22 protein-coding genes are annotated in these 22411 nt (G+C 62.6%); 11 read left to right on the forward strand and 11 right to left on the reverse strand.

What is annotated here, in order from left to right; genetic code table 11:
- Positions 1 to 137: 137 nt before the first annotated feature.
- The 3 genes from ACFWAD_RS03135 to ACFWAD_RS03145 are packed head-to-tail and all read left to right on the forward strand — an operon-like array spanning position 138 to position 4449.
- Entirely contained in the window at positions 138 to 1508 is a 1371-nt protein-coding gene (locus ACFWAD_RS03135) for an MFS transporter (protein WP_378541308.1), read from the forward strand.
- A complete protein-coding gene (locus ACFWAD_RS03140; protein WP_378541310.1) occupies positions 1508 to 3223 on the forward strand; it encodes an acyl-CoA dehydrogenase family protein in 1716 nt (571 codons plus the stop codon). The genes ACFWAD_RS03135 and ACFWAD_RS03140 overlap by 1 nt, the downstream gene beginning before the upstream one ends.
- The gene (locus tag ACFWAD_RS03145) at positions 3220 to 4449 is read left to right on the forward strand and encodes a CaiB/BaiF CoA transferase family protein (RefSeq protein WP_378541312.1); all 1230 of its coding nucleotides are present in this window, start codon (positions 3220 to 3222) and stop codon (positions 4447 to 4449) included. The genes ACFWAD_RS03140 and ACFWAD_RS03145 overlap by 4 nt, the downstream gene beginning before the upstream one ends.
- Here the strand turns inward: ACFWAD_RS03145 and ACFWAD_RS03150 are convergent.
- The 7 genes from ACFWAD_RS03150 to ACFWAD_RS03180 form a co-directional block, all read right to left on the reverse strand.
- Positions 4371 to 5165, reverse strand: coding sequence for an LLM class F420-dependent oxidoreductase (locus ACFWAD_RS03150; protein ID WP_378449988.1), 795 nt, complete (start codon positions 5163 to 5165; stop codon positions 4371 to 4373). The genes ACFWAD_RS03145 and ACFWAD_RS03150 overlap by 79 nt on opposite strands.
- 89 nt (positions 5166 to 5254) lie before the next feature.
- Positions 5255 to 5980: an ABC transporter ATP-binding protein gene (locus ACFWAD_RS03155; protein WP_378541314.1), complete on the reverse strand. Its 726-nt coding sequence runs from the start codon at positions 5978 to 5980 to the stop codon at positions 5255 to 5257.
- The gene (locus ACFWAD_RS03160) at positions 5977 to 6831 is read right to left on the reverse strand and encodes an ABC transporter permease (RefSeq protein ID WP_378541316.1); all 855 of its coding nucleotides are present in this window, start codon (positions 6829 to 6831) and stop codon (positions 5977 to 5979) included. Before ACFWAD_RS03160 ends, ACFWAD_RS03155 begins: the two co-directional genes overlap by 4 nt.
- Entirely contained in the window at positions 6828 to 7829 is a 1002-nt protein-coding gene (locus ACFWAD_RS03165; RefSeq protein WP_378541318.1) for an ABC transporter substrate-binding protein, read from the reverse strand. Before ACFWAD_RS03165 ends, ACFWAD_RS03160 begins: the two co-directional genes overlap by 4 nt.
- Complete coding sequence (locus ACFWAD_RS03170) at positions 7826 to 8179, reverse strand: 4Fe-4S binding protein (RefSeq protein ID WP_378541320.1); 354 nt, start codon at positions 8177 to 8179, stop codon at positions 7826 to 7828. Before ACFWAD_RS03170 ends, ACFWAD_RS03165 begins: the two co-directional genes overlap by 4 nt.
- On the reverse strand, positions 8176 to 9852 hold the full coding sequence (locus tag ACFWAD_RS03175; RefSeq protein WP_378541322.1) for an FAD-binding protein: 1677 nt from the start codon (positions 9850 to 9852) through the stop codon (positions 8176 to 8178). Before ACFWAD_RS03175 ends, ACFWAD_RS03170 begins: the two co-directional genes overlap by 4 nt.
- A 56-nt stretch (positions 9853 to 9908) precedes the next feature.
- Positions 9909 to 10610 (reverse strand): Clp protease N-terminal domain-containing protein, encoded by a 702-nt coding sequence (locus tag ACFWAD_RS03180; RefSeq protein WP_003946017.1) that lies wholly within the window; start codon positions 10608 to 10610, stop codon positions 9909 to 9911.
- A 227-nt stretch (positions 10611 to 10837) separates the two neighbouring features.
- On the opposite strand from ACFWAD_RS03180, the gene ACFWAD_RS03185 reads away from it, so the two are divergent.
- Both ACFWAD_RS03185 and ACFWAD_RS03190 read left to right on the forward strand, forming a co-directional pair.
- Positions 10838 to 11446 carry a ClpP family protease gene (locus ACFWAD_RS03185; protein ID WP_020909763.1) on the forward strand — a complete coding sequence of 203 codons (609 nt, stop codon included), beginning with the start codon at positions 10838 to 10840 and terminating at the stop codon, positions 11444 to 11446.
- 4 nt (positions 11447 to 11450) lie between these two features.
- On the forward strand, positions 11451 to 12038 hold the full coding sequence (locus tag ACFWAD_RS03190; RefSeq protein WP_003945993.1) for an ATP-dependent Clp protease proteolytic subunit: 588 nt from the start codon (positions 11451 to 11453) through the stop codon (positions 12036 to 12038).
- Here the strand turns inward: ACFWAD_RS03190 and ACFWAD_RS03195 are convergent, their stop codons facing one another.
- From ACFWAD_RS03195 to ACFWAD_RS03205, 3 genes are read right to left on the reverse strand one after another with little or no spacing between them, the layout of a single operon-like run.
- Complete coding sequence (locus tag ACFWAD_RS03195) at positions 12039 to 12407, reverse strand: helix-turn-helix domain-containing protein (RefSeq protein WP_003946041.1); 369 nt, start codon at positions 12405 to 12407, stop codon at positions 12039 to 12041.
- Positions 12408 to 12465: 58 nt separating this feature from the next.
- Entirely contained in the window at positions 12466 to 12963 is a 498-nt protein-coding gene (locus ACFWAD_RS03200; protein WP_042450620.1) for a TIGR04338 family metallohydrolase, read from the reverse strand.
- Positions 12960 to 13784 carry a DUF2786 domain-containing protein gene (locus ACFWAD_RS03205; RefSeq protein WP_193594725.1) on the reverse strand — a complete coding sequence of 275 codons (825 nt, stop codon included), beginning with the start codon at positions 13782 to 13784 and terminating at the stop codon, positions 12960 to 12962. The genes ACFWAD_RS03200 and ACFWAD_RS03205 overlap by 4 nt, the downstream gene beginning before the upstream one ends.
- Before the next feature lie 114 nt (positions 13785 to 13898).
- Between ACFWAD_RS03205 and ACFWAD_RS03210 the strand changes: the two genes are divergently transcribed.
- The 6 genes from ACFWAD_RS03210 (at position 13899) to ACFWAD_RS03235 (ending at position 20995) form a co-directional block, all read left to right on the forward strand.
- A complete protein-coding gene (locus tag ACFWAD_RS03210) occupies positions 13899 to 14972 on the forward strand; it encodes an ABC transporter ATP-binding protein (protein ID WP_003946073.1) in 1074 nt (357 codons plus the stop codon).
- Positions 14973 to 15142: 170 nt separating this feature from the next.
- Positions 15143 to 16432 carry an ABC transporter substrate-binding protein gene (locus tag ACFWAD_RS03215; protein ID WP_003946022.1) on the forward strand — a complete coding sequence of 430 codons (1290 nt, stop codon included), beginning with the start codon at positions 15143 to 15145 and terminating at the stop codon, positions 16430 to 16432.
- Between the two features lie 20 nt (positions 16433 to 16452).
- Positions 16453 to 17628 carry a carbohydrate ABC transporter permease gene (locus ACFWAD_RS03220; RefSeq protein ID WP_378449995.1) on the forward strand — a complete coding sequence of 392 codons (1176 nt, stop codon included), beginning with the start codon at positions 16453 to 16455 and terminating at the stop codon, positions 17626 to 17628.
- Entirely contained in the window at positions 17625 to 18461 is an 837-nt protein-coding gene (locus tag ACFWAD_RS03225) for a carbohydrate ABC transporter permease (RefSeq protein ID WP_378374740.1), read from the forward strand. The genes ACFWAD_RS03220 and ACFWAD_RS03225 overlap by 4 nt, the downstream gene beginning before the upstream one ends.
- A 22-nt stretch (positions 18462 to 18483) precedes the next feature.
- The gene (locus ACFWAD_RS03230) at positions 18484 to 18693 is read left to right on the forward strand and encodes a hypothetical protein (RefSeq protein WP_019746112.1); all 210 of its coding nucleotides are present in this window, start codon (positions 18484 to 18486) and stop codon (positions 18691 to 18693) included.
- Positions 18694 to 18805: 112 nt separating this feature from the next.
- Positions 18806 to 20995, forward strand: a complete 2190-nt coding sequence (locus tag ACFWAD_RS03235) for a transglycosylase domain-containing protein (RefSeq protein WP_378541324.1) — start codon at positions 18806 to 18808, stop codon at positions 20993 to 20995.
- A 24-nt stretch (positions 20996 to 21019) separates the two neighbouring features.
- On the opposite strand, the gene ACFWAD_RS03240 is transcribed toward ACFWAD_RS03235, so the two are convergent.
- Entirely contained in the window at positions 21020 to 22318 is a 1299-nt protein-coding gene (locus tag ACFWAD_RS03240; protein WP_317553928.1) for a hypothetical protein, read from the reverse strand.
- Positions 22319 to 22411 lie beyond the last annotated feature (93 nt).

A 22411-nucleotide genomic window follows, 5' to 3' on the forward strand; every position in this document is an offset into this window, starting at 1 on the left:
CCCGTCATTCATTATGTGGTTTGCCCACATAAATGAGTCGAACTAAGTCTTGGACTCTACATGGATTTCGGACGATAGTGATTCACGCCTCACATTGCATCCCTTGGTGATGCCCGACGCGAGAATCAGGGAGAACCGTGGATCAACACCCAGGTCACGACACCAATCCGCCCGAATGCAGCACCAAACAAGCGCGGAAGGCCGGCATTACGGCGTTTGTCGGAACGACCATCGAATGGTTCGACTTCTACATCTACGGAACCGCATCCGCTCTGGTGCTCGGCCCGCTGTTCTTCCCGGACGCGTCGCCGGCGGTGGGAACACTCGCAGCCTTCGCAACTTTTGCCGTGGGATTCGTTGCTCGCCCGGTCGGCGGAGTGGTCTTCGGTCATTTCGGAGACAAGTTCGGCCGCAAGAACGCCGTGATCATCACCCTCGCGCTGATGGGGTTGGGAACTGTCGGGGTCGGCCTCCTCCCTACGTACGCCCAGATCGGGATCTGGGCACCGATATTGCTTGTTGCACTTCGCGTTCTCCAGGGCATTGCCATGGGCGGCGAATGGGGTGGTGCCGTACTGATCGCCACCGAGTTCGCTCCCCCGAAGAAGAAGGTGCTCTACGGCGCGTTTGCGCAGCAGGGTTCACCGGTCGGCAATCTGCTCGCGACGCTGGCTTTCCTAGGCCTGACCCTGATGTCGGATTCGGTGTTCGAGTCGTGGGGTTGGCGCCTGCCGTTCCTCGGATCCGCAGCGTTGGTCATCGTCGCCCTCTACATCAGACTGCATATCTCCGAGACGCCCGAGATGAAGAAGGCCGTTGCGGCACAGGAACGTACACGGATGCCGCTGGTCGAGGTTCTTCGTTCGCATCCCGTCGAACTTGCTCTCGGTGTCGGTGCCGTGGTTGCCGGCGTCGCCATCACGTACGTCAAGACAACCTTTGCGCTCTCTTGGGCGACAACGGATCTCGGATTCGAGCGCAGCGACTTCCTCCTCGTGATCACCGTGGCACTGATAGCCCAGACACTCGTACAGCCTTTCGGCGCCGTGCTGGCCACGCGAATCGATCCGTCGAAAGCTGTCCGTTGGATGCTGCTACCGGAACTCGTGCTCCTACCGCTGATGTTCCTGCTGGTTCAGACCGGCTCTGTTCCCTTGGCGATTCTGGGTATGATCCTCGCGACGGCACCTCACGCAATGTATTACGCCGCGCTGGCCGGCATTCTGGCGCAGGTATTCCCCACCAACGTTCGGTATACGGGCATCTCCCTGTCGTACCAACTGTCGACGGCCGTATTCGCCGGAACGGCCCCGATGGTCAGCCAGTATCTGCTGACGCGAACCAACTCGATCTGGCCGGTCGTGGCTCTCGGGCTCGTCTATGTCGTTCTCTCCCTTGTCTGTATGACGGCTTTGCTGCGCAGAAGTGCGCTGCACGCGCAAGGGCCGGAGTCGACGAGTTCCTCGAACATGACCGATGCTTCCACCCTGAAAGGCGTTGACCACTGATGAACTTTGCACACACCGACCCTGCTCTGAAAGCGATTGTGGACAGATGGACCGTCGGGGCGGACCGGGAGACGTTGAACGGCTTGCTCGACCGACTGGGCCGAGATGCCGCCGGCCGGTTGTCCGAGCTTGCCGACATCGCAGACAAGAACCCGCCGGTGCTGCAGCAATTCGACAGGGCCGGTGATCGCGTCGACCGGATTTCTTATCACCCGGCCTACCTGGAACTGTGCCGGGCGGCGTACAACGAGTACGGCCTGTCCGCCATGTCGCACCGAAAAGGCTTGCACGGATGGGACTCCGTGCATCCGCCACTCGCGAAGTACCTCGCGTCGTACATCTTCGTGCAGGCAGAGTTCGGGCTGGCCTGCCCGGTATCGATGACAGATGCTGCTGCGCGGACCCTGCGTATGTTCGGTGATCCGGCCGTGTTCTCGCCCTGGATCGATGCGTTGACGTCGACGGACCCCGAGCAGGCGAAGACGGGTGCGATGTTCATGACCGAGATTCAGGCAGGCACCGACATCGCCTGCACCGAAACACGCGCCGAGCGCGACGGTGACGGATGGGTTCTGACGGGCAAGAAGTGGTTCGCCTCCAACCCGGATGCCGATGTGATCATCACCCTCGCAAGATTCCCGGGCGGACAGGATGGTTCGACGCGTGGAGTCGGAATGTTCATGGTGCCCAAGACCTTGGGATCCGGCGAGCGCAACAACCTCACGATCGATCGTCTCAAGGACAAGCTGGGTACGCGTTCCATGCCGAGCGGCGAGGTGACGCTGAACCGCGCGCACGCTCTCCAGGTCGGTGAACTCGATCGAGGGTTCCGCCAGATGGCGGAGATGGTCAACACGTCTCGCCTCTCCAATGCGATGCGTTCGAGCGCTCTCATGCGCCGAGCAGTTCGTGAAGCCGTCGAACATTCGAAGAGCCGAGTTGTGTTCGGTAAGAGGCTCTTCGACCAGCCGCTGATGCGTGCGACACTTCTTCCCCTTGCGCTCGATGCCGAGGCTTCGCTGGCTCTCGTCGCCTACAGCGCACAGTGTCTTCAGGCTGCAGACGGAGGGGACGAACAGGCGCGCGCGCTGATCAGGGTACTGACGCCGATCGCCAAACACTTTGTCTGCAAACGCGCGCGGGTGGTCACCGGCGAGGCAATGGAGGTCCGCGGAGGAAACGGGTACATCGAGGAATGGGTGAACGCGCGACTCGTGAGAGACGCCCACCTCGGCTCGATCTGGGAGGGCTCGAGTAATGTCATTGCGCTGGACGTACTTCGGTGCCTGCGCAAGTTCGGCTCGCACCGCACGGTTGCGGCAGCGATGACGGACATCCTGTCCACTGTCGGACCTGACTGTGACGCCGGCGCCGGAGTTCTGTTGCAGCGCTGGGAGGAACTGGTCGAGGAGGGAGATCGTCTGATCGCCGGATCTGACGATGCCGCCCAGGCCGCCAGTGCAAAATATGCCGACGAGTTGGCTCGTACTGTCATGGCGACCCTGCTCTTCGATCTTGCGGATCACGGCATCCGAGAAGGTTGCGGGTACCGGTCGCTGTTGGTGGCGAACTCCTACCTGGCCGGTCTTGCCGGGAAGGTGCCGTCGTCTGCGCTCGGCAATCTCGACGTGATTACCGAGGGCGGCGACGTGGAGTTGGATGACGCACGCGAGGTCGTCGCCGAGTTCCTCTCTGTGGCAGGAGTTCACCGGTGAATTCTCCCCAAGGACCCGCACCTCTCGCCGGTGTCCGCGTTCTCGATCTGTCGAAGATCCTTGCCGGACCGTACGCAACTATGTCGCTTGCCGATCTCGGAGCGGACGTCACCAAAATCGAGCACCCCGAGGGTGGCGACCCCACACGTTCGTGGGGGCCTCCCTTCGTCGGGGTCGATGCCGCCTACTATCTCGCGATCAACCGCGGCAAGAAGTCGGTGACGATCGACCTCAAGTCTGCCGAAGGACAGGAGATCATCCACCGCATGCTCGAAGAGACTGACGTGGTCGTGGAAAACTTCAAGCCCGGCAGCGGATTACAGAAGATTTTCGACTACCAGGCACTGTCCGAGCGATACCCACATCTGATCACCCTGCACATCTCTGCCTTCGGGGAAGAGGGGCCGTTGCGCGACGAACCGGGGTACGACATGATCGCGCAAGCCGCGGGTGGGCTCATGTCGCTCACCGGTGAACCGGGTGGCGCTCCGATGAAGTCCGGATTTGCGTTGGGGGACTTGGGTGCAGCGCTTTTCGGTCTGGTCGGTGTCCTGGCTGCATTGGTCGAGCGGGGTCGGACCGGGCGCGGACAGTACGTGACCACGTCGCTGTACGAGTGCCAACTCGCCATGCACGTGAACTGGGCGACCAGCTACTTCGCCACCGGTGAGCGCCCGACTGCGTTGGGCTCCGGTCATCCGAATCTTGCTCCCTACCAAGCATTTCCTGCCAGCGACGGGTACTTCGTCATCGCCGTCGGCAACGACTCGATGTGGGCGTCGCTGTGCGAGGCGATCGGTCGAGGCGAACTGGCGACCGATCCTCGTTTTGTCCACAACCGCGAGCGGGTGGAGAACCGCGAGAGTCTGGAACGAGAACTCACCAGCGCTTTCGCGTCCGGAACCGTCGAATACTGGTGCGCTCTGCTCGCCGAGCGCGCCGTACCGGTCTCACCGATCCGGCATCTCGACGAGATCTACTCCGATCCCCACACCGCCGCACTCGGCATGGTCGGAACCGTCGACCATCCGACGCTCGGATCGTTGAAGCAAGTAGCCTTTCCGGTCAACTTCTCCGGACAGAGGCCACGTCTGACGTCGGCGCCGCCCGTTCTCGGCGCCGACACCGACGAAGTCCTCGGTACCGCTCAGGCCAGCCCGCTCAATGCAGGTGCCGTGTTGTCGTCGCGCCAGCCGATGGCCTCGACAAGCGTCGTCAGGTCGTAGTCAGGTCCGCTGACGCCGACGGTGAAGAGTGAGACGCCGTCGGCGACCAGGTCGGCAGCATTCTCGAGCCCAGGCCACGGCACCGAGTGCTCCACTTCCATCGGGTTCCGGCCCACGTCGGCGCAATGGTCGGAGAGGATGTCCGACTTGCGCAGGTGTGTCTCACGGTCGCCGAAGCTGTGCCAGACGTCGGCGTACTCGGCGACCAGGCGCAGGGTCTTCTTCTCACCACCACCGCCGATGAGGACCGGGATGTTGCGCGTCGGCGGCGGGTTGCCCTTCGCCAGGCGGCCCGTGATGCGGGGGAGATATTCGCCCAGCAGTTTCAGCCGTGAACCAGGAGTGCCGAAGTCGTAGCCGAACTGGTCGTAGTCCTTCTCGAACCAGCCGGCGCCGATGCCGAGGATCAGCCGTCCACCGCTGATGTGGTCGACGGTTCGCGCCATGTCGGCCAGCAGATCAGGATTGCGGTAGCCACCGCCGGTGACCAGGGCGCCGATTTCGACACGTTCGGTCTGCTCGGCCCAGGCGCCGAGCATGGTCCAGCATTCGAAGTGGGCTCCGTCGGGATCGCCGGTCAACGGGTAGAAGTGGTCCCAGTTGAAGACGATGTCCACTCCAGCGTCCTCGGACCGCAAGACGGCGTCGCGTATCAACCCGTAGTCGGGTGCGTGCTGGGGTTGGAGTTGAACACCGATGCGTACCGGACGAGTCATGCCACGCTCCTGACGAGAGGAATGGTTGTCTTCTCCCATCATGGCCGGGTGTGCGCGGTACCGCTACCGCCGCAGGGTCAGCGGAGCGATCACGCGCCGACAGCTTCGTGTACTCCCAACTCTTCGAGGAGTCGAGTCCGCAGCGCGGCGTATCCCGGCTGCGAGGGACTGCGCGGCTTCACGAACGACACGGTCTCGAGAGTGCTGACCCGGCCGTCCCGCAGCACCGCAATACGATCGGCCAACAGGATTGCCTCGTCGATGTCGTGAGTCACCAGAAGGACCGCGGGGCGATGTTTGCGGCACAGCTCCGCAACCAATGCCTGCATGCGGAGACGCGTGAGCGCATCGAGTGCAGCAAAGGGTTCGTCCAGCAGAAGAAGCCGCGGGTTACGTACCAGTGCTCGTGCCAGGGCCACGCGCTGGGCTTCACCACCGGACAGGGTCGTGGGCCAAGCGCGTTCACGCCCGGCGAGCGACACTTCTGCCAGCGCGGCCGCAGCCGCTTCACGGTTCTTCCGGGTGGAGCGTTGTCCGAGTATGACGTTGTCCTGGACTCGCTTCGACGCAATCAAACGAGGCTCTTGGAAGACGACGGTCCGGGCTTCCGGTGCACGGACCTCACCGGCATCGAAATCCTCCAGTCCGGCAAGGATCCGCAGAAAGGTCGTCTTGCCGCTACCACTGGCTCCGAGAAGTGCCACGAACTCCCCCGGTCTCACGTCGAGTGAGAAACCGTCCAGAATTGTCCGATCCCCGAAAGTCTTCACGACGTCGACAGCATGGACACCCGAATCCGTATGTCGGACGGTCATGCGCTATTCCCCCATTGCTTGTAGGGCATCAGGATTCGCTCGATACCCCGAACGAGGAGGTCGACCGACAACCCCCAGATTGCGTAGATGATGACGACGACCACGAGGACGTCGGTCTGGAAATATTGCTGCGCAGAAGTCATGAGAAATCCCAGACCCTTTGGTGCATTACTCAATTCGGCGACGATGAGTGCGAGAAGTGACACCGACAACGAGACTCTCAATCCGACGAGCACCGACGGAATCATCTCCGGCAGAATCACCTGGCGAATCAGCCCGAGACCGCGCAGTCCGAACACACGTCCGGCCTCGATGACCTTGCGGTCGACATTGCGGACTCCACTGTGAGTATTGATGTACAGCGGAAACAGTGCTGCGGCCGCGATGATAATAATTTTGGGACGCTCGTCTATGCCGAACCATAGAATCAACAGCGGTGTGATCGCAAGAAACGGGATCGTGCGGAGCATCTGGAGCGTGGGGTCCACAAGCTTGTCGGCGAGAGCGAACAATCCCGACGCAATACCGAGCGAGAGTCCGAGGGCGCCGCCGATGGCAAACCCGATGGCTACTCGCACAAGTGAGACCGAAAGATTCTCCCACAGAACACCAGTCGTCACGAGTTCGACAAACGCCGACCACACGGACCAGGGAGACGGGAAGACCTTTTCGTCGATTCGGCCCGTCGCTGATCCGAGTGCCCACACGGTGACCAATGCGACCGGAACACTCGCGCGAAGCGCAGTATCGGAGAGCCGGCTTCGTCGACGCTTGGCAGTGCGAGGCGCGATTCTGTCTGCATCCGAGCCCGCCGCTGCCGCTGCAGGTAACTGGGGTGCCTCGACGCTCACGAGACAGCCCAGGTCGTGACGTCGAATGCGTTGGGAGCCTTTCCGGACTTGACCAAGAAGTCGAGAGTCGAACGGACGGTGTTCAATCCGTCAGGGTCGACAGGCTCACTCTGAAAGTTCCAAAGCGTTGCTTCCTTGACAACGTCCACCGGTGATCCCGTTGCGTCGAAAACGAACTGTGCGTAGGCGTCGTGATCAGCATCGATCGCCTTGTCGCCTGCTTGAATGACTTCCCAAACAGCCTTGCCCAGATCGGGATTCGAGTTCAGCGTATCTCGCGACGTCAGCGCCACGCTGGTCGCGAGGAGATCCGGATCGTCGACGCTGGCCTTGGACAGGACAGGAAAGTCGATTTGTTTCCTCCAGATGCCGGCTGTCGTGGCCGGAAGGGGCACGGCGTCGATGTCACCACGTTGCAGAGCGGGGAGTGCATCGGCAAAGAGCAGATTGACCAACTCCACCTTGTCCGCGACACCGGATCGTTCGAGGACCGCCCGGCCGTACTTGTCGAAGTTCGACCCGAACTGCAGTCCTACCTTCTTGCCTGCCAAGTCTTCGATCTTTGATACTCCGCCCTCACGGCCGAGGAACCAGATATCCGACGACGGTTTGTCGATCACGAGGGCGGGCACGTCGATTCCGCTGGCCTTGGCCTGAACCGCGGGGGTATCCCCGATCAATCCCACCTGCACGTCACCGGTCTGCAGCGCCTGCACCACAGGAGGGCCGTTGTTGAAGCCCACGAAGGCTTTGTACTCGAAGCCGTACTTCTCGAGGATGGGTTGCGCGAGGCCTTCGTGCACGGCGTACCCGAACGAGGTGGTGTCGGTAGGACTCTTGCCTGCAGCCCCGTTCCAGGGCGCCCCGACCGTCAGTGGGACAAGATCTTTCGAACCGCTGTCGGAAGCCGCGGAGGTGGACGAGCATGCCGCTGTCGTTGCGAAAAGCGCAATCGTGAGTAGGGCTGTCAAGCCTTTGGCGCGAGATCGGGTTTTCATGGTGTTCTCCTGGCGTTCTGGGCGAGCTGGTGATAGTCGGCTGTGGATTGGGTCGGACGAGGGGACGATTTGCGCCATCCGACCCGTTCGCGGTACATCCCGAGCAGGTTCTGCCCGATCAGATGCTCCTCATCGCGTAGTTCGGAGTCCTGAGGCTCAGGAGTACGCGACGGTGAGACGAAGATGGCGTCGGCGGGGCAGTACGCCTCACACTGGAAACATGTCTGACAGTCCGAATGCCGTGCGATCGCGGGTGGTGAATCCGCTACGGCTTCGAAGACGTTCATCGGACAGATGCGGACACAGATGTCACACGTCGTGCACCGGTCGGTGCTGATCAACTCGATCATGATGCACTTCCCTGCTGAGCCAATGCACTGCCGACGCGGGGCAACTCGGTATCGGGGGCAACCCAGATGTCGTTCAAGCCGCCACTGAGCAAGCGATGGGTTTGGTCCACGTCGGTGGCGGGAAAGTCGATGCGAGTATGCATGCCGCGAGTTTCGGTCCGTACCAAGGCCGAACGAACCGCCCAGCGGCTCATCGCGAGCATCCCGGCCGCTTCGCGTTGCGCGATTGCCTCTGTTCCGGCAGTTGTGTGGTCGAGGTCGCGAGATGCGCTCTCCCAGAGACGATCAAGTCGAGTAGCCGAATCGATCAATCCGTCGTTGCTTCGGAACACGGACTTGTCGATCGGGAGCATCTCGGACTGAATGGCGCGAACAGAGCCGCGTACGTCGTCGAAACCTCGATCTCTCACACCGAGCGTTCCTGACGATCGAGTGTCGGATAGGTCTGTCGCTCTTCGGCTATCGGAGAAGGACGCGGCTGCTCGTCCCGCCCAGGTGCCGGTCGCAATGGCCCACGACAGGTTGGGGCCACCCGCTCCGGTGGCTGCGCCGACGATGCGATCCCGTGCGGCGATGTCTCCAGCGGCGTAGAGTCCGGAAACTCCGGTGGATGCGTCATGGTCGAGGATATGTATCCCACCGGTGCCTCGGACCGTTCCTTCTTGAACCCAGTCCATCGGGAAGCGCTCGTTGAACGGATCGACCCCCAACTTGTCCGTGACCATGAAGAAATTGGGCATGGCGGCTCGCAATGCCGGTTGCATTTCCTCGCCGAACTGTGTGAACTGTGCGGTGATCGTGCCCCTCAGCGATGCGCCGAGAAGCTCTGCGCGGCTTTGATGTAGGTCGTGATAGTGAATCGGTTCACCGAGATGATCCCAGTACGAGGCAGTGACGAAGAATCCGTTCTTGTCCATGCTGGTTCCGAACGGCACCATTCCGTAGAAATTGGAGAACTCCATGCTCGAGAGGTGCGCGCCCACCTCCGCGGCCATCAGATGCCCGTCTCCGGTATTGACGTCTCCGCCGAGGGAATGGCTCTTCCACGTCGTTCCGCCGGTTGCCAGGATCACCGCGCCGGCATCGACACGCCACGGCCGTTTCACTTGGCGCTGGTAACCCGTTGCACCGGACACCGTCCCACCGGCATCTACGAGAAGTTCTAGTGCCGGACTGTGATCGAGTACGAGTACACCGGACTTCTTCACCTTCCCCCGAAGGAATCGAAGGTAGTCCGGAGCTGCACCGGAGAACGATCGCTCACCGGGGCGGGCGCCGAAAAGTGTTCCGGAACCGCGCGGCTTCGTCCTGGGTTTGTAACCCCATTCGGGAATGAGAGCGGTTCGCGTCCAAGCCTCGTCGAGTACCGCTTCAGTCCAGATGCGATCGGTGATGTATCCACCGGAGCGTTCACGCTTCGAGATCTCCTCGTCGCGGCGCTCGGCCACTGGCGGCACGAGCCAATGGCCGACTCCTGCAGTGGCGGCGACTCCGCTGGCACCGACATAGCCTTTGTCCACCAACGTGACGGCCGCGCCGGATTCGGTGGCGGCGACGGCCGCCCACGTAGCGGCCGGACCCCCGCCGACGACGAGGACGTCAGTCGACACGAGAAGGTTTTCGACATCGTCAGTGACCACGTGCCCGCGAAAACGAGGGAGTGAGCGCGCCATGACAGCGCACCTCCGATCTGGAATGCGTTGGGAGAGAGAAGTACGAGATGTTCGCTCTAGCTACACGACGGTGATAGGGAGGCCTCGAGGCGTTCGAGTCGGTCGGTGATCTTTGCCAATTCCGTGAGGATTCCGGCTTGCCCGGCCGGTGCGTACCGATTGGCGTGTGCAACGCCTACCTCGATCAACCCCAAGGCTTGATGGGTGGTTACTTGGAAGAAACCGAGCTGATCCAAGACTTCCGCCGCGTATCCCGTTGTCGCGTTGGCCAACGCCCACACAAGATTTGCTCCGTTGACGATGGAATTGCCGACGAGTTGCGCGTCGGTCACAGCCGCTTCGAGGATGGCTCTCGCCTCGGGGCCGAACGTCACGTCGTTGTCGTCGAGTGGGGTACCGTCGGGCACCACAAGGTCGAGAGTCTTCTGGATCGACGTCCGTGTCAGGCCGAGGTGGTCGAGGCCTCGCAATATCAGGTTCTCTTCCTCGTCTAGCAGCGCCTGCAACAAGTGTTCGGAATCGACTGTCCGTGAGCCTTTTCCAGCAGCTGCCGCGGGTGCCAGAGAAATTACCGACGCAAGATGTGGGCTGAAGGGTAGATCGGTGTCGATATGCTCGGTGATACGCACGGCAGAATCAGGAATTTCGCGATCGAGTGTTCCGCGGAGTGCCATCTGGCAGATTGCCGAGACAGGCAGTCCGCGTGCGCGTACAGCAGCAGCGAGGTCATCCGGGAGATAGATGTTGACCTTCGGCATCGATTCTTCCTCTTCTACCTGATCTCGACCGCTTGACCTGCACTGATGTGCATAACCCCATATAACCCCCACGGATGGTGTCGGGCAATCGTCGGTGCCGTTGTTCCGGCAGGAAAGCCCAGTTCAGGGGTTTGGTTCAGGCTGGTCCGAATCTGGTCGCGTGCGCACGGTCTGCCCACAGCAGACAGGCGGGGCCGCGGCACTGCCGCGCCGGTAGGAATGGATTCATGACTACTGAAGCGCCCACCGATACCGGCTACCGTGACCTGTTGACAGACAGGCTCTTCCGACAGCGAACCATTCTGCTCACCGGCGAGGTCAACGACGCCATGGCCGAACGTGTGTGTTCGGAACTGGTACTCCTCGCCACCACCGACCCCAAGCGCGACATCGTGCTCTACATCAATTCACCCGGCGGATCGGTGTTTGCCGGTCTGGCCATCTACGACACCATGAAGCTCATCCCCAACGACGTCGTGACGGTCGCGATGGGCTTCGCCGCCAGCATGGGCCAGGTGCTTCTCTGCTCCGGCACGCACGGTAAGCGAATCAGCCTGGCGCACAGCCGCATCATGATGCACCAACCTTCGGCCGGTATCGGCGGCACTGCGGTGGACATCGCGATTCAGGCCGAGAGCCTCGAACTGATGAAGCGTCAATCGCAGGAAATCCTCGCCGCCGAAACGGGCCGGACCGTCGAAGAGATCGAGACCGACAGCGATCGGGATCGCTGGTTCACCGCCGAGCAGGCGCGCGAGTACGGAATCGTCGACCGCGTCGTGACGTCCTTCGCCGAGATCGCACCGCAAGCCACCTTCCCCAAGATCGGATTGTGACGTCATGTCCCAGTACACGATTCCCAGTGTCATCGAGCGAACGCCAACGGGTGAGCGATCTTTCGACATCTTCAGTAGGCTGCTCAACGAACGCATCGTCTTTCTCGGCACAGAGATCGACGACGGCGTCGCCAACGTCGTGATGGCTCAGATGCTACATCTGCAGGCCGATAACCCGGATCGCGAAATCGGTTTGTACATCAACTCTCCCGGCGGTTCCACCACGGCGATGCTCGCGATCTACGACACCATGCAGTTCTTGAAACCGACGATTTCGACGTACTGCATGGGTCAAGCGGCTTCGGCTGCTGCAGTGCTTCTGGCCGCCGGCACTCCGGGCCATCGGCATGTTCTCGCCCATTCGCGGGTGCTGCTGCACCAACCGTCGACGCAAGGTAGTGGCACCATCTCGGACCTCGCGCTTCAAGCAGCCGAGATCCTGCGAATCCGGGAGCAGACCGAGGCGATTCTGAGTAAGCACACCGGTCAGAGCGTCGAGCGGCTCCGTAAGGACACCGATCGCGACAGGATCTTCACTGCCGACGACGCTATTTCCTACGGGCTGGCCGACACCCTCATCGAAGGGAACTGACTAGGCCGCCATCAGGACGGGACCCGAGATCGGTGCGGGAGAGTGCCCGAAGGTGAGGGAGTTGAGTGCAACGATCCGGTTGCCCGCTCGGAACAGCAGATGCTCGAGCGGCATCCCGAGCGCTTCGCAGATTGCGCGCAGAATTTCCGACGACGGTTCCTTCTTGCCCCGTTCGATCTCGGAGAGGTATTGCTTCGACATCCCGACCTTTGCGGCTACGTCGTCGAGAGTTCGGTCCTGATCGCGTCGAACCTCCCGCAGCACTCGTCCGTAGGCTTCACGAATCAGTGGGGGTTTGCGCACGGCAACAGCCGGATCGGGGAGTTCCGACTCACCCTTGACCAGGACCAGTCTGCGCGGCGCATCCATAGGCCGAGTATTCCAGCCGACCGGTACGGACACCACCGGGTTCGCCGAGGGCTGACATCTAGTCCGTTCGAACACCACCGGCAAGGAACATCGCTCGAAGAACGAAGGCCGCCTCGGGCCCGATGATCTCGCCGACAAGGCTCGTGTAGCGGTCGACGAACTCGGGCCCGTGGGAAGCCTCGTCGGAGGCGGGGTCGCCGAGGTGGTGCGCAAGTTCGTGCAAGACAACGAATTCGCGTAGCGCCCACCGGCCGTCACGGTCGTCCGGGACGGCGATGACGTCGTTCGAGTAGTGAGCGGCGGCATTGCCGCCGCGGGACCGTACGGACACCGGAATGGTTGCGCGAGTCCAGGTCTCCCGTACCCAATTCAGCCCGAGTAGCTGATCGCAGTACGCCTGGACCGACTCCACGGAACCGAATTTGCGCTCGACCGGCAAGGTGATGGTGGAACCCATGACCTCGACGCTCCGAAGTCCACGCTGGTCGGCGCGATCGAACATGGTGCGCACCAACGTCTCTGCCTCGTAGACGGCGCTCCGCTGCGTATCCCTCACGAGTCCAGCTGCCCGCGCACCCCGCCGATCGCCGGAAGGTTCCCCAGACGTGCGGAGCGCGCAGCCCGATCACCCGCTCGTCGAGCATGCGAGGAATGCCCGGCGCTTGCGCGGCCGCCGCCCCGCCACGTCCCACGCGCTTTGGAGTTGGACGAGTAGTAGTCCTTCAGCTCGATTTCCTTGTTACGCAGCACGAGTGCGGTTTCGGAGGACGACGTGGCAGATTCTGCGATCGCGGTCTTCTCCGTCTCCTGCTTCGTCTCGGCCAACCGAGCGCCGATGCGGGACGCGTACGCCATCTGGAAGTTCAGGCGTGCCGTCACTCCGGCCACCGGCTTGCGGACCTGCGTGCTGACGCGTCGTCGTCCACGAGTTTCGACGACGGTCCGCACGGACGTTTCGCCGCGGTACGCCCCGGAACGCACGTACGCGTCGGAGTCGCGCACCATCTGGAAGAGCAGGCTCGAGTACAGGGCCTCGCACACGTCGATGTCCCCGGCGAAGCCGTAGGCGTAGATGACGGCCGACGTCTGAGCGATGTCGCACTGCACGTCGTTGGCAGCGGCGATCGCGATGAACAACTGGGCGTACGTTCGCAGTCCGCGCTTGCCCGGTTCGCCGATGGTGATGAGTCGTTGCGTGGGCGTCGCACGTTTTTCCGAGGACGCGGTGTGCGCACGCGCGACCGCCAGGTCGATGGCGGAACTGGTGGCCAACCGCTGCGCGGCGGCCATGAAGGCTTCGCCTTCGTGTGGATTGTCGGTGGACTCCGCTTGGCGAAGCAGCGCACCGATGCGGGTCAGCATCTTCTCCGAACTCACCGTGAAAGACTACGCTCGCGCGCCGACACGGACGTTTATGCTGCTAGCGCACACGCTCACCCTCAACTTGGATCGTCCGGCACGTTCCTGCCGGTAGAAGGGATCAACCCCGTCATGGCTTCAGTGACTTTCGAGAGCACCACCTGCCTGTTCCCCGGATCGAACACTCCGGCAGTGGACAAGCTCGACCTCGAGATCGAGGACGGCGAGTTCCTCGTCCTCGTCGGACCCTCCGGCTGCGGAAAGTCGACAACCCTGCGCATGCTCGCCGGGCTCGAAGACGTCCACAGCGGACGCATCCTCATCGGCGACCGAGACGTCACCGGTCAGGAGCCGAAAGAGCGCGACATCGCGATGGTCTTCCAGAACTACGCGCTGTACCCGCACATGTCGGTGGCCGAGAACATGGGTTTTGCGCTCAAGCTCGCCGGAACCAACAAGACGGAGATCCGCGCCCGCGTCGAAGAGGTCGCGAAGATGCTCGATCTCGAGCCGTACCTCGATCGCAAGCCCAAAGCGCTGTCCGGTGGCCAGCGTCAGCGAGTGGCGATGGGCCGCGCAATCGTCCGCCAGCCGCAGGTCTTCCTGATGGACGAGCCGCTCTCGAACCTCGACGCGAAACTCCGCGTGCAGACGCGTACGCAGATCGCTCAGCTGCAACGACGCCTCGCGACGACGATGGTTTACGTGACCCACGACCAGGTCGAGGCCATGACGATGGGTGACCGCGTCGCCGTCCTCGAAAAGGGAATCCTGCAGCAGTGCGCCTCGCCGCGCGAGCTCTACAACAAGCCGAAGAACGTCTTCGTCGCCGGCTTCATGGGTTCGCCCGCGATGAACCTCTTCACCCTCCCCGTCGTCGACGGCGGCGTCGCATTCGGTGACGGGATCGTTCCGGTTCCGCGCGAGACGATGAACGGCGTCGTCGAAACCGAGGTTGTCCTGGGTATTCGCCCCGAGCACCTCGAGATCGCCGCCGAAGGTCTGCCGATGGAGGTCGACGTCGTCGAGGAGCTCGGCTCGGACGCCTACGTCTACGGCCGGACCACGATCGGCGGACGGTTGCAGCAGATCGTCTCGCGTGGTGACTGGCGCAATCCGCCGCAGAAGGGCGAGCGCGTCAACCTGCGCGTCGACCCCGAGAAGGTGCACATTTTTGCCACCACCGACGGGCGTCGCCTGGGTTAGGTCGACCTGTCAAACGACACATGACCGATTCAGGTTCGGCGTAATACCCACAAGTACGGGTGTCTCGTGCCACAGTAGGGGCCGATGCCGGGAGCCGGCACTCATGGCGCATGCCGTGAGCAGGCTCTCGGTGACCGTCTATTTGTCATACACATACGGGGAGCGAATCCATGGTTCTGAACTCGAAGGCGATGCGCCGCGCTGCAATTGCAGCGACGGCAGCGTCCATGCTGGTACTGGCGGGCTGCTCGTCCGATTCGGACAAGGACAGCGGAACCAGCACGACGGCCGCATCCGGGGGATCGTCCTCGAGCGAAGGCCGCGGACCCATCACGATCGTCGAGGGGCAGGATGCCCTGAACGAGGCGCTCGAAAACATCATCACCGACTGGAATGCCGAGCATCCGGACGAGAAGGTGACGCTCAAGCCGCTGGCCAAGGAAGCCAACGCACAGGTCGACGACATCACCCAGCGCATGCAGGCCAAGAGCGACGAGTACGACCTCATCGGTGTCGACGTCGTCAACACCGCCCAGTTCGCCGCAAACGGTTGGCTGCTGCCGCTCGAGGGTGACCTCGCGATCGACGAGTCCGGCCTCCTGCCGTCGACCGTCGCTTCGGGCACCTACAACGGCAAGCTCTACGCAGCGCCGAAGAACACCAACGCCGCGTTCCTGTACTACCGCAAGGACCTCGTCGAGAAGGCTCCCACCACGTGGGCCGAGCTCAAGGAAAACTGCCCGAAGGCTGTCGAAGCCGGCATCTCCTGCTACATCGGTCAGTTCAAGAACTACGAGGGCCTGACGGTCAACACCACCGAGATCACCAACGCCTTCGACGGCCCGTGGGTCGGCCCGGACGGACTCACCCCGGCCATCGACGACAAGACGAAGGCAGGCGTTCAGTCGATCGTCGACAACTTCGCCGACAACACCATCCCGCAGGAAGCACTGACCTACTCCGAGGGCGAGTCGCAGACCGCATTCGGCGACGGCAAGGCACTCTTCATGCGCACGTGGTCCGGCTTCTCGGTCGACGGTGAGAAGACCTCGGTTGCCGGCAAGTACGGCTACACCGTTCTTCCGGGTGTCGACGGACCGGGTGCTTCGACGGTCGGCGGCTACAACGTCGGCATCAGCGCGTACTCGGACGCACCGGCAACGGCTCGTGACTTCCTCGAGTTCATGCAGACCAAGAAGTCGCAGACGTACTTCACCGAGGTCGGCGGCGCACCCGTCCTCTCGGCTGTCTACGACGACCCGGCAGTGCTCGCTCAGTTCCCGTACTTCGCGACCCTGAAGGAAGCACTCGCTACCGCTCAGCCGCGTCCCGTCACGCCGTACTACACGCAGGTGTCGAAGTCGATCTCCGACAACACCTACGCTGCTATTCGCGGCGAGAAGACCGTCGAGCAGGCTTTGGCGGACACCAAGGCCGGCATCGAAACCGCCGGTAACTGATCTACCAGGAGCAATAAGCAATGGCAGAACCGCAGGATCCTTCCGCGGCTGTGCCTACCAACCCCACGGTCGGGGCCGGTTCAACCGGTCCCGACCGTTCGGGCGTTGGTGGGAGACACCGTGCACCGGAACCGCTAGAAGAGCCGTCGGCATCCGAGGCAGCAGGGATTTCCCTGACCAAGGTTCTGCCTGACCTTGCAGCTACTCCACCCCCGCCGACCTCGCCCCCGCCTGCGTCGGCCGACAAGCCGAAGAAGCGTCGACGAGTTCCCGTGTGGGCGTTCGTCGCACCGTCGCTGATCGTTCTCGCAGTCATCATTCTGTATCCGCTCGGACGAGCGATCTGGATGTCGATGCACAGCGACGGCAAGAAGCTCGATCCCGAGACCGGCATGTTCGTCACCGGTCAGTTCACGTGGTTCGACAACTACAAGAACTGGATCACCCAGTCCTGCAACACCGCCAACGGCTCGATTCCCTGCCCGCCCGGCACACTCGGATCGCAGTTCTGGCAGTCGATCGGAAATACGTTCGGCTTCACCGTCGTCACCGTCCTGCTCGAGACGGTGATCGGTCTGTCGATGGCGCTGATCATGGCCAAGACGTTCCGCGGACGCGGTTTGCTCCGCGCCTCCGTGCTGATTCCCTGGGCCATCCCCACCGCCGTCACCGCGAAGCTCTGGTTCTTCATCTTCGCCAACGACGGCATCGCCAACAAGATTCTCGGCACCAACATCCTGTGGACGGCTGATCCCTGGCCGGCACGATTCGCGATCGTCGTCGCTGACGTCTGGAAGACGGCGCCGTTCATGGCGTTGCTGATCCTCGCGGGTCTGCAGATGATTCCCGCCGACGTCTACGAGGCCGCCAAGGTCGACGGCGCGACGGCGTGGCAGCGTTTCCGCATGATCACGCTCCCGCTGGTCAAGCCAGCACTCATGGTGGCGGTGCTCTTCCGCACGATGGACGCTCTGCGGATGTACGACCTGCCCGCGATCATGATGGGATCCAACCCGGCCACCTCCACCATCTCGGTGCTGGTGGTCGATCAGATGCGCGTCGGCGCCAATTCAGCGTCGGCACTGTCCACCATCACGTTCCTCATCATCTTCGCTGTGGCCTTCATCCTGGTCCGATTCCTCGGAGCCAATGCGGTCAGCACGCAGGAAAAGCAGCGGAAGGGGGAGCCGGTATGAACAAGGCACTACGCGGCAAGATCGGCACCTACATCGGCGTCGTACTGATCATCGTGTGGGGACTCGCTCCCTGCTACTGGATGATCGTGACGGCGTTGCGCGATCCGGCTGACACGTTCTCGACGTCGCTGTGGCCCACCAATCTCACGCTCTCAAACTTCACCGCGGCGCTCGATCCCGACGCCAAGGTGAACTTCACCCGTGCACTGATGAACAGCCTCGTCATCGCGGGTGCGACCACGCTGATCGCCTTGGTCATCGGCGTGTTCACGGCGTACGCGCTCTCGCGTTTCGATTTCCGTGGCAAATACTTCGTCACCGGAATCATCCTCGGCGCGTCCATGTTTCCGGTCGTCGCCCTCGTGACCCCGCTGTTCCAGTTGTTCACCGACATCGGCTGGATCGGCAGCTACAAAGCGTTGATCATCCCGAACATCTCGTTCGTGCTGCCGCTGACGGTCTACACGCTGACGTCGTTCTTCTCCGAACTTCCGTGGGAACTCGAAGAGGCGGCGCGTATCGACGGCGCAACCCGTGGCCAGGCCTTCCGCCTGATCATGCTGCCGCTCGCCGCGCCGGCGCTGTTCACCACCGCGATCCTGGCCTTCATCGCAACGGTCAACGAGTACCTGCTCTCGCTCCAACTCTCGAGTGACAAAACCGCACCTGTCACCGTGGCGATGGCCAAGTTCTCCGGAACGGACCCATTCGTCACGCCGTACACCTCGATCATGGCCGGCGGCACCCTCGTGATGGTCCCGCTGGTCATCATGGTTCTCATCTTCCAGCGACGCATCATCGCCGGTCTGACCGCAGGCGGCGTCAAGTCGTGATGCGCGCCTGCGCGCGGTTCACGTGAGGCGGGCTTCGCGCGCCCAGCGCATGGAGCTGATCGCCGGCTTCATCTCGGTCTTCGCCCTGATGGCGTTGATCGGAGCTGTGGTGGCGATAGTCAAGGGCGACCCCGGCGTGATGCCGTCTTTGGTGCTGCTCGGTTGCGTCGTCGCTCTCGGGCTGGCGTTCCGCGGATATCGGAACGCGGTCCGAGCAGAACGTCGCGAGTAGCCGGCCCGGTAGGGTGACATTTCGGTATCGCAGTTGCCGGGAGTTATCTGATCGAGATATCACCCTGGTGGAATGGTGCCGGTAAGTCCGGATCCACGACCGGGAGTGTTGAGTGAGTCCATCGAACAGATCGAGTGCGACGGGTGGCGATCAGTCGTCGGATCGGTCGGGCAAGTCGGCTAATTCGCCCCGGTCAAGCAAGTCGGCCCAGCCCGCGAAGAAGCAGCGCTCGAAGTGGCGGTACGTCCGGCGGACCATCTACGTTCTCGTGCTCTTGATGATCATCGTGCCTGCGTCGGTTTTTGCTGTCGCGTACAGCCGGACCGACGTCCCGCGCCCCTCTGACATGCAGACCAATCAGGTGTCCACCATTTACATGGCCGACGGCACGACCGTGCTGGGCAAAGTGGTGCCGGCGGAAGGAAACCGGACCGAGGTCGCGTTGTCGGCCATCCCGATTCACGTCCGCGATTCGGTGCTCTCGGCGGAGGATCGCAATTTCTACACCAACCCCGGGTTCTCGATCTCCGGATTTGCTCGCGCTGCCCGCGACAACGTGATGGGCAAGGAAAGCGCCGGCGGTGGCTCGACGATCACACAGCAATACGTGAAGAACGTGTTGGTGGGCGACAAGCGCAGTATCGACCGGAAGCTGCGTGAGCTCGTCATCTCCGCGAAGATGGCGCGCGAGTGGTCCAAGGACGACATCCTTGCCGCGTATCTCAACACCATCTACTTCGGCCGCGGTGCGTACGGCATCGCCGCCGCGTCAAACGCGTACTTCGACAAGCCGGTCAGTGAGCTGAGCGTCGAGGAAGGCGCTGTTCTTGCCTCCGTCATCCAGAGCCCGTCGTTCCTGGACCCCGAGACCAATCTGTCCGCGCTGCAAGCACGCTGGGACTACGTTCTCAACGGCATGGTCGAACTGGGCAGCCTGACCAAGACGGATCGCGACGCGATGCAGTTCCCGGTTGTCGCCCCTGCCAATCGGCCGACTGATCTGAACCAGGCGCCCGGACCCGAAGGTCACATCAAGACCCAGGTGCTCAAGGAACTGGCCGAGGCCGGTATCAGCGATCAGACGTTGAACACCGCTGGTCTGCAGATCACGACGACCATCGACCCCGTTGCGCAGGAAGCTGCGCTGAACGCGGTCAAGCGGAATCTCGAAGGCGAGCCGGAGGACCTGCGGACCGCTGTTGTGTCGATCGACCCCAAGACCGGTGGCGTCGACGCCTATTACGGCGGTGACGACGGAGCTGGATTCGACTACGCCCAGGCGCCGTTGCAGACCGGTTCAGCGTTCAAGGTCTTCGGCCTGGTCGCGGCGTTGATGGAAGATATTCCGCTGTCCGCACGGTTCGACAGTTCACCGCTCACGATCAACGGTGTGACGATCGGAAACGTCGGCGGCGAATCCTGCGGTCGATGCACCATTGCCGAGGCACTCAAGCGCTCGCTGAACACCAGCTTCTACCGGTTGATGCTCTCGATGGAGAACGGTCCCCAGAAGATCGCCGACGCCGCTCACCTGGCCGGACTACCCGAACACATTCCCGGACTCGACTACCCGACGCTCACGCAAGAGGGTGGTCCGCCGGAGAACGGAATCGTGCTCGGCCAGTATCAGTCTCGCGTCATCGACATGGCGTCCGCGTATGCGACGCTCGCCAACTCAGGCGTGTACCAGCAGCCGCACTTCATCCAGAAGGTCGTGACGGCTGAAGGTGAAGTCCTGCTCGATCGCCCGGTGTCTCCCGGTGAGCGTCGTCTCGATGCGGCCGTCGCGGACAACGTCACGCAGGCGATGATGCCGATTGCGTCGTACTCGAACGGTCACGCGCTTGCCGGTGGACGCCCGTCTGCCGCCAAGACCGGTACCGCGCAGCTCGGTGACACGGGCCAGAACAAGGATGCGTGGATGGTCGGGTACACGCCGTCGCTGTCCACCGCGGTGTGGATCGGAACTTCCGACGCGCAGGCCATCACCAACTCCTACGGTGGTTTGATCTACGGCTCCGGAGTGCCTGCCGATATTTGGAAGAGCACGATGGACGGCGCGCTGAAGGGTTCCGACTGGGAGAGCTTCCCGTGGCCGGACCCCATCGGTGGTCAGGCTGGTGTTCCCGCCAACTCCGGCGTGACCTCGGGTGACGGGACGGGCACGCCCACGACGGGCGCGGCCGCTCCCCCAGCGCCCATCGAGGTGCCCGGCCTACCGCCGATCGAGGTGCCGCAGCTTCCCCAGTTGCCGCGTCAGATCGAGATCCTGCCGGGCATCGTCATCCCGCTACCGGGCTGACAAGCAGCGCCCGATTTCCGGTTCTCAGGCCTGATCGTCGAAGAGACCGAGTTGGGTGGGCGCTGCATCCTTGGCGGGCAGTACGACGACGCGCAGTCCGCGCCTGAGATTGCGGATCGCGTGCGTCCACGCGCGCTTCTCGCCCGCACACAGGTCGGTGTCGTCGTCCTTGCGTCGGATGGACTCGGTCAACGCCTCGTGCCACGCCGTCTCCTGCTCCTGACTGATCCGCAGGTAGTCGAGAATGGTGTCGCGGTCGTGTTCACAGATCACGGCAACTTCTTCGGCGCTGAGCTCGCCCGTTCCGTCCGCGTCGAGTTCGAGGAGCGCCATGAGGGCCGGGGGAAATTCGTGGCACTCGTGTGACTCGTATTCGGCACCGGGATCTTCGTGCTCGGAGGCCATACCGTCGTTGAAGGCGGTGTCTCCGGTAGCGCGGATAGGTTGCCCGCCCAGTTCTTCGGCGAGTTCGTCCGAAGCTTCGGCCAATTCGGCGAACGAGCGTAGAGCCCGCAGCAGATGCTCGGCGACGAAGGGTGCACCGTCCACGCGGACCACGCCGAGCACACTCTGCTCGACGAGAATGAGCTTGATGGTCGGCCACTGCCGATTGAGCTGTGCAAGAACAACAGCAGCGTTGTCGAGGTTCTCGACCGAATGCACGACCCGCGAGAACACCTCCACGTACTCGTCGTCTTCGAGGACGCGCACATAGGTGACCTGCTCACCCCGGACCAATGGGATGTCGCCGTCGTCGTCACGCTTGGGCGGATGACCGAGAAGGCGTTCGACGGCCCCGTCGACGAGGATCCGCAGCATGTCGCCCGAACCCGAGGGTGCGTGCGACGGCGTCGTGGCGAACGCCGGCGTCGACTCGCGTCCGCTGGTGCTGGCACGTAGGAACGACGGGTGCGCAATGCTCCACATCTCGCGGAAGACGCGCAGCACCTTCGTCACCAATTCCTCGGGATGAGCGCGGTCGACGTCGATGTAGAAGGACATGGAACCGTTGCCCTCGGGCTCGTGCTCGCACAGGTCGGGAGCGTTGAAACCCATGTCGAGCAGTGCTGAATGGTCTTCCGGTTCGAGCATCCGCAGGGGATGCAGAAACCTGTTGGACGGAACTTCGCAGCGCACGGAGGTCTGGTTCCATGCGAAGAACTGGATGCACGCGGGTGCGTCGGCCAGTTCGTCCATGCTGTCGTAATGCGACTCCACTACGAGGGTGTCATCGTCCTCCATCACGGAGATGTAGCGAGCGAGATGAGTCTCGAAAGTAGTCCAGGCACTCAGGATTTCCAGATCGAAAGTATTGTCCGACATCGTCGCTCCTCTGGTCCGGGGGCGCATGGGGCCCTACCGACGACTCGCCGAAACCCCTGCTTTTCAAACCCCGCCTGCGACGGTAGTCGTGGG

Origin of the sequence: Rhodococcus sp. NPDC059969 (assembly GCF_042738325.1) — a bacterium.
GTDB lineage: Bacteria > Actinomycetota > Actinomycetes > Mycobacteriales > Mycobacteriaceae > Rhodococcus_F.

What these genes read in the sequence shown, in the direction of transcription:
- ACFWAD_RS03140 (WP_378541310.1), top strand. Translation starts at nt 1,508, where the DNA reads ATGAACTTTGCACACACCGACCCTGCTCTGAAAGCGATTGTGGACAGA.
- ACFWAD_RS03150 (WP_378449988.1), bottom strand. Translation starts at nt 5,165, where the DNA reads ATGACTCGTCCGGTACGCATCGGTGTTCAACTCCAACCCCAGCACGCA.
- ACFWAD_RS03155 (WP_378541314.1), bottom strand. Translation starts at nt 5,980, where the DNA reads ATGACCGTCCGACATACGGATTCGGGTGTCCATGCTGTCGACGTCGTG.
- ACFWAD_RS03165 (WP_378541318.1), bottom strand. Translation starts at nt 7,829, where the DNA reads ATGAAAACCCGATCTCGCGCCAAAGGCTTGACAGCCCTACTCACGATT.
- ACFWAD_RS03170 (WP_378541320.1), bottom strand. Translation starts at nt 8,179, where the DNA reads ATGATCGAGTTGATCAGCACCGACCGGTGCACGACGTGTGACATCTGT.
- ACFWAD_RS03175 (WP_378541322.1), bottom strand. Translation starts at nt 9,852, where the DNA reads ATGGCGCGCTCACTCCCTCGTTTTCGCGGGCACGTGGTCACTGACGAT.
- ACFWAD_RS03180 (WP_003946017.1), bottom strand. Translation starts at nt 10,610, where the DNA reads ATGCCGAAGGTCAACATCTATCTCCCGGATGACCTCGCTGCTGCTGTA.
- ACFWAD_RS03185 (WP_020909763.1), top strand. Translation starts at nt 10,838, where the DNA reads ATGACTACTGAAGCGCCCACCGATACCGGCTACCGTGACCTGTTGACA.
- ACFWAD_RS03190 (WP_003945993.1), top strand. Translation starts at nt 11,451, where the DNA reads ATGTCCCAGTACACGATTCCCAGTGTCATCGAGCGAACGCCAACGGGT.
- ACFWAD_RS03195 (WP_003946041.1), bottom strand. Translation starts at nt 12,407, where the DNA reads ATGGATGCGCCGCGCAGACTGGTCCTGGTCAAGGGTGAGTCGGAACTC.
- ACFWAD_RS03210 (WP_003946073.1), top strand. Translation starts at nt 13,899, where the DNA reads ATGGCTTCAGTGACTTTCGAGAGCACCACCTGCCTGTTCCCCGGATCG.
- ACFWAD_RS03215 (WP_003946022.1), top strand. Translation starts at nt 15,143, where the DNA reads ATGGTTCTGAACTCGAAGGCGATGCGCCGCGCTGCAATTGCAGCGACG.
- ACFWAD_RS03220 (WP_378449995.1), top strand. Translation starts at nt 16,453, where the DNA reads ATGGCAGAACCGCAGGATCCTTCCGCGGCTGTGCCTACCAACCCCACG.
- ACFWAD_RS03225 (WP_378374740.1), top strand. Translation starts at nt 17,625, where the DNA reads ATGAACAAGGCACTACGCGGCAAGATCGGCACCTACATCGGCGTCGTA.
- ACFWAD_RS03240 (WP_317553928.1), bottom strand. Translation starts at nt 22,318, where the DNA reads ATGTCGGACAATACTTTCGATCTGGAAATCCTGAGTGCCTGGACTACT.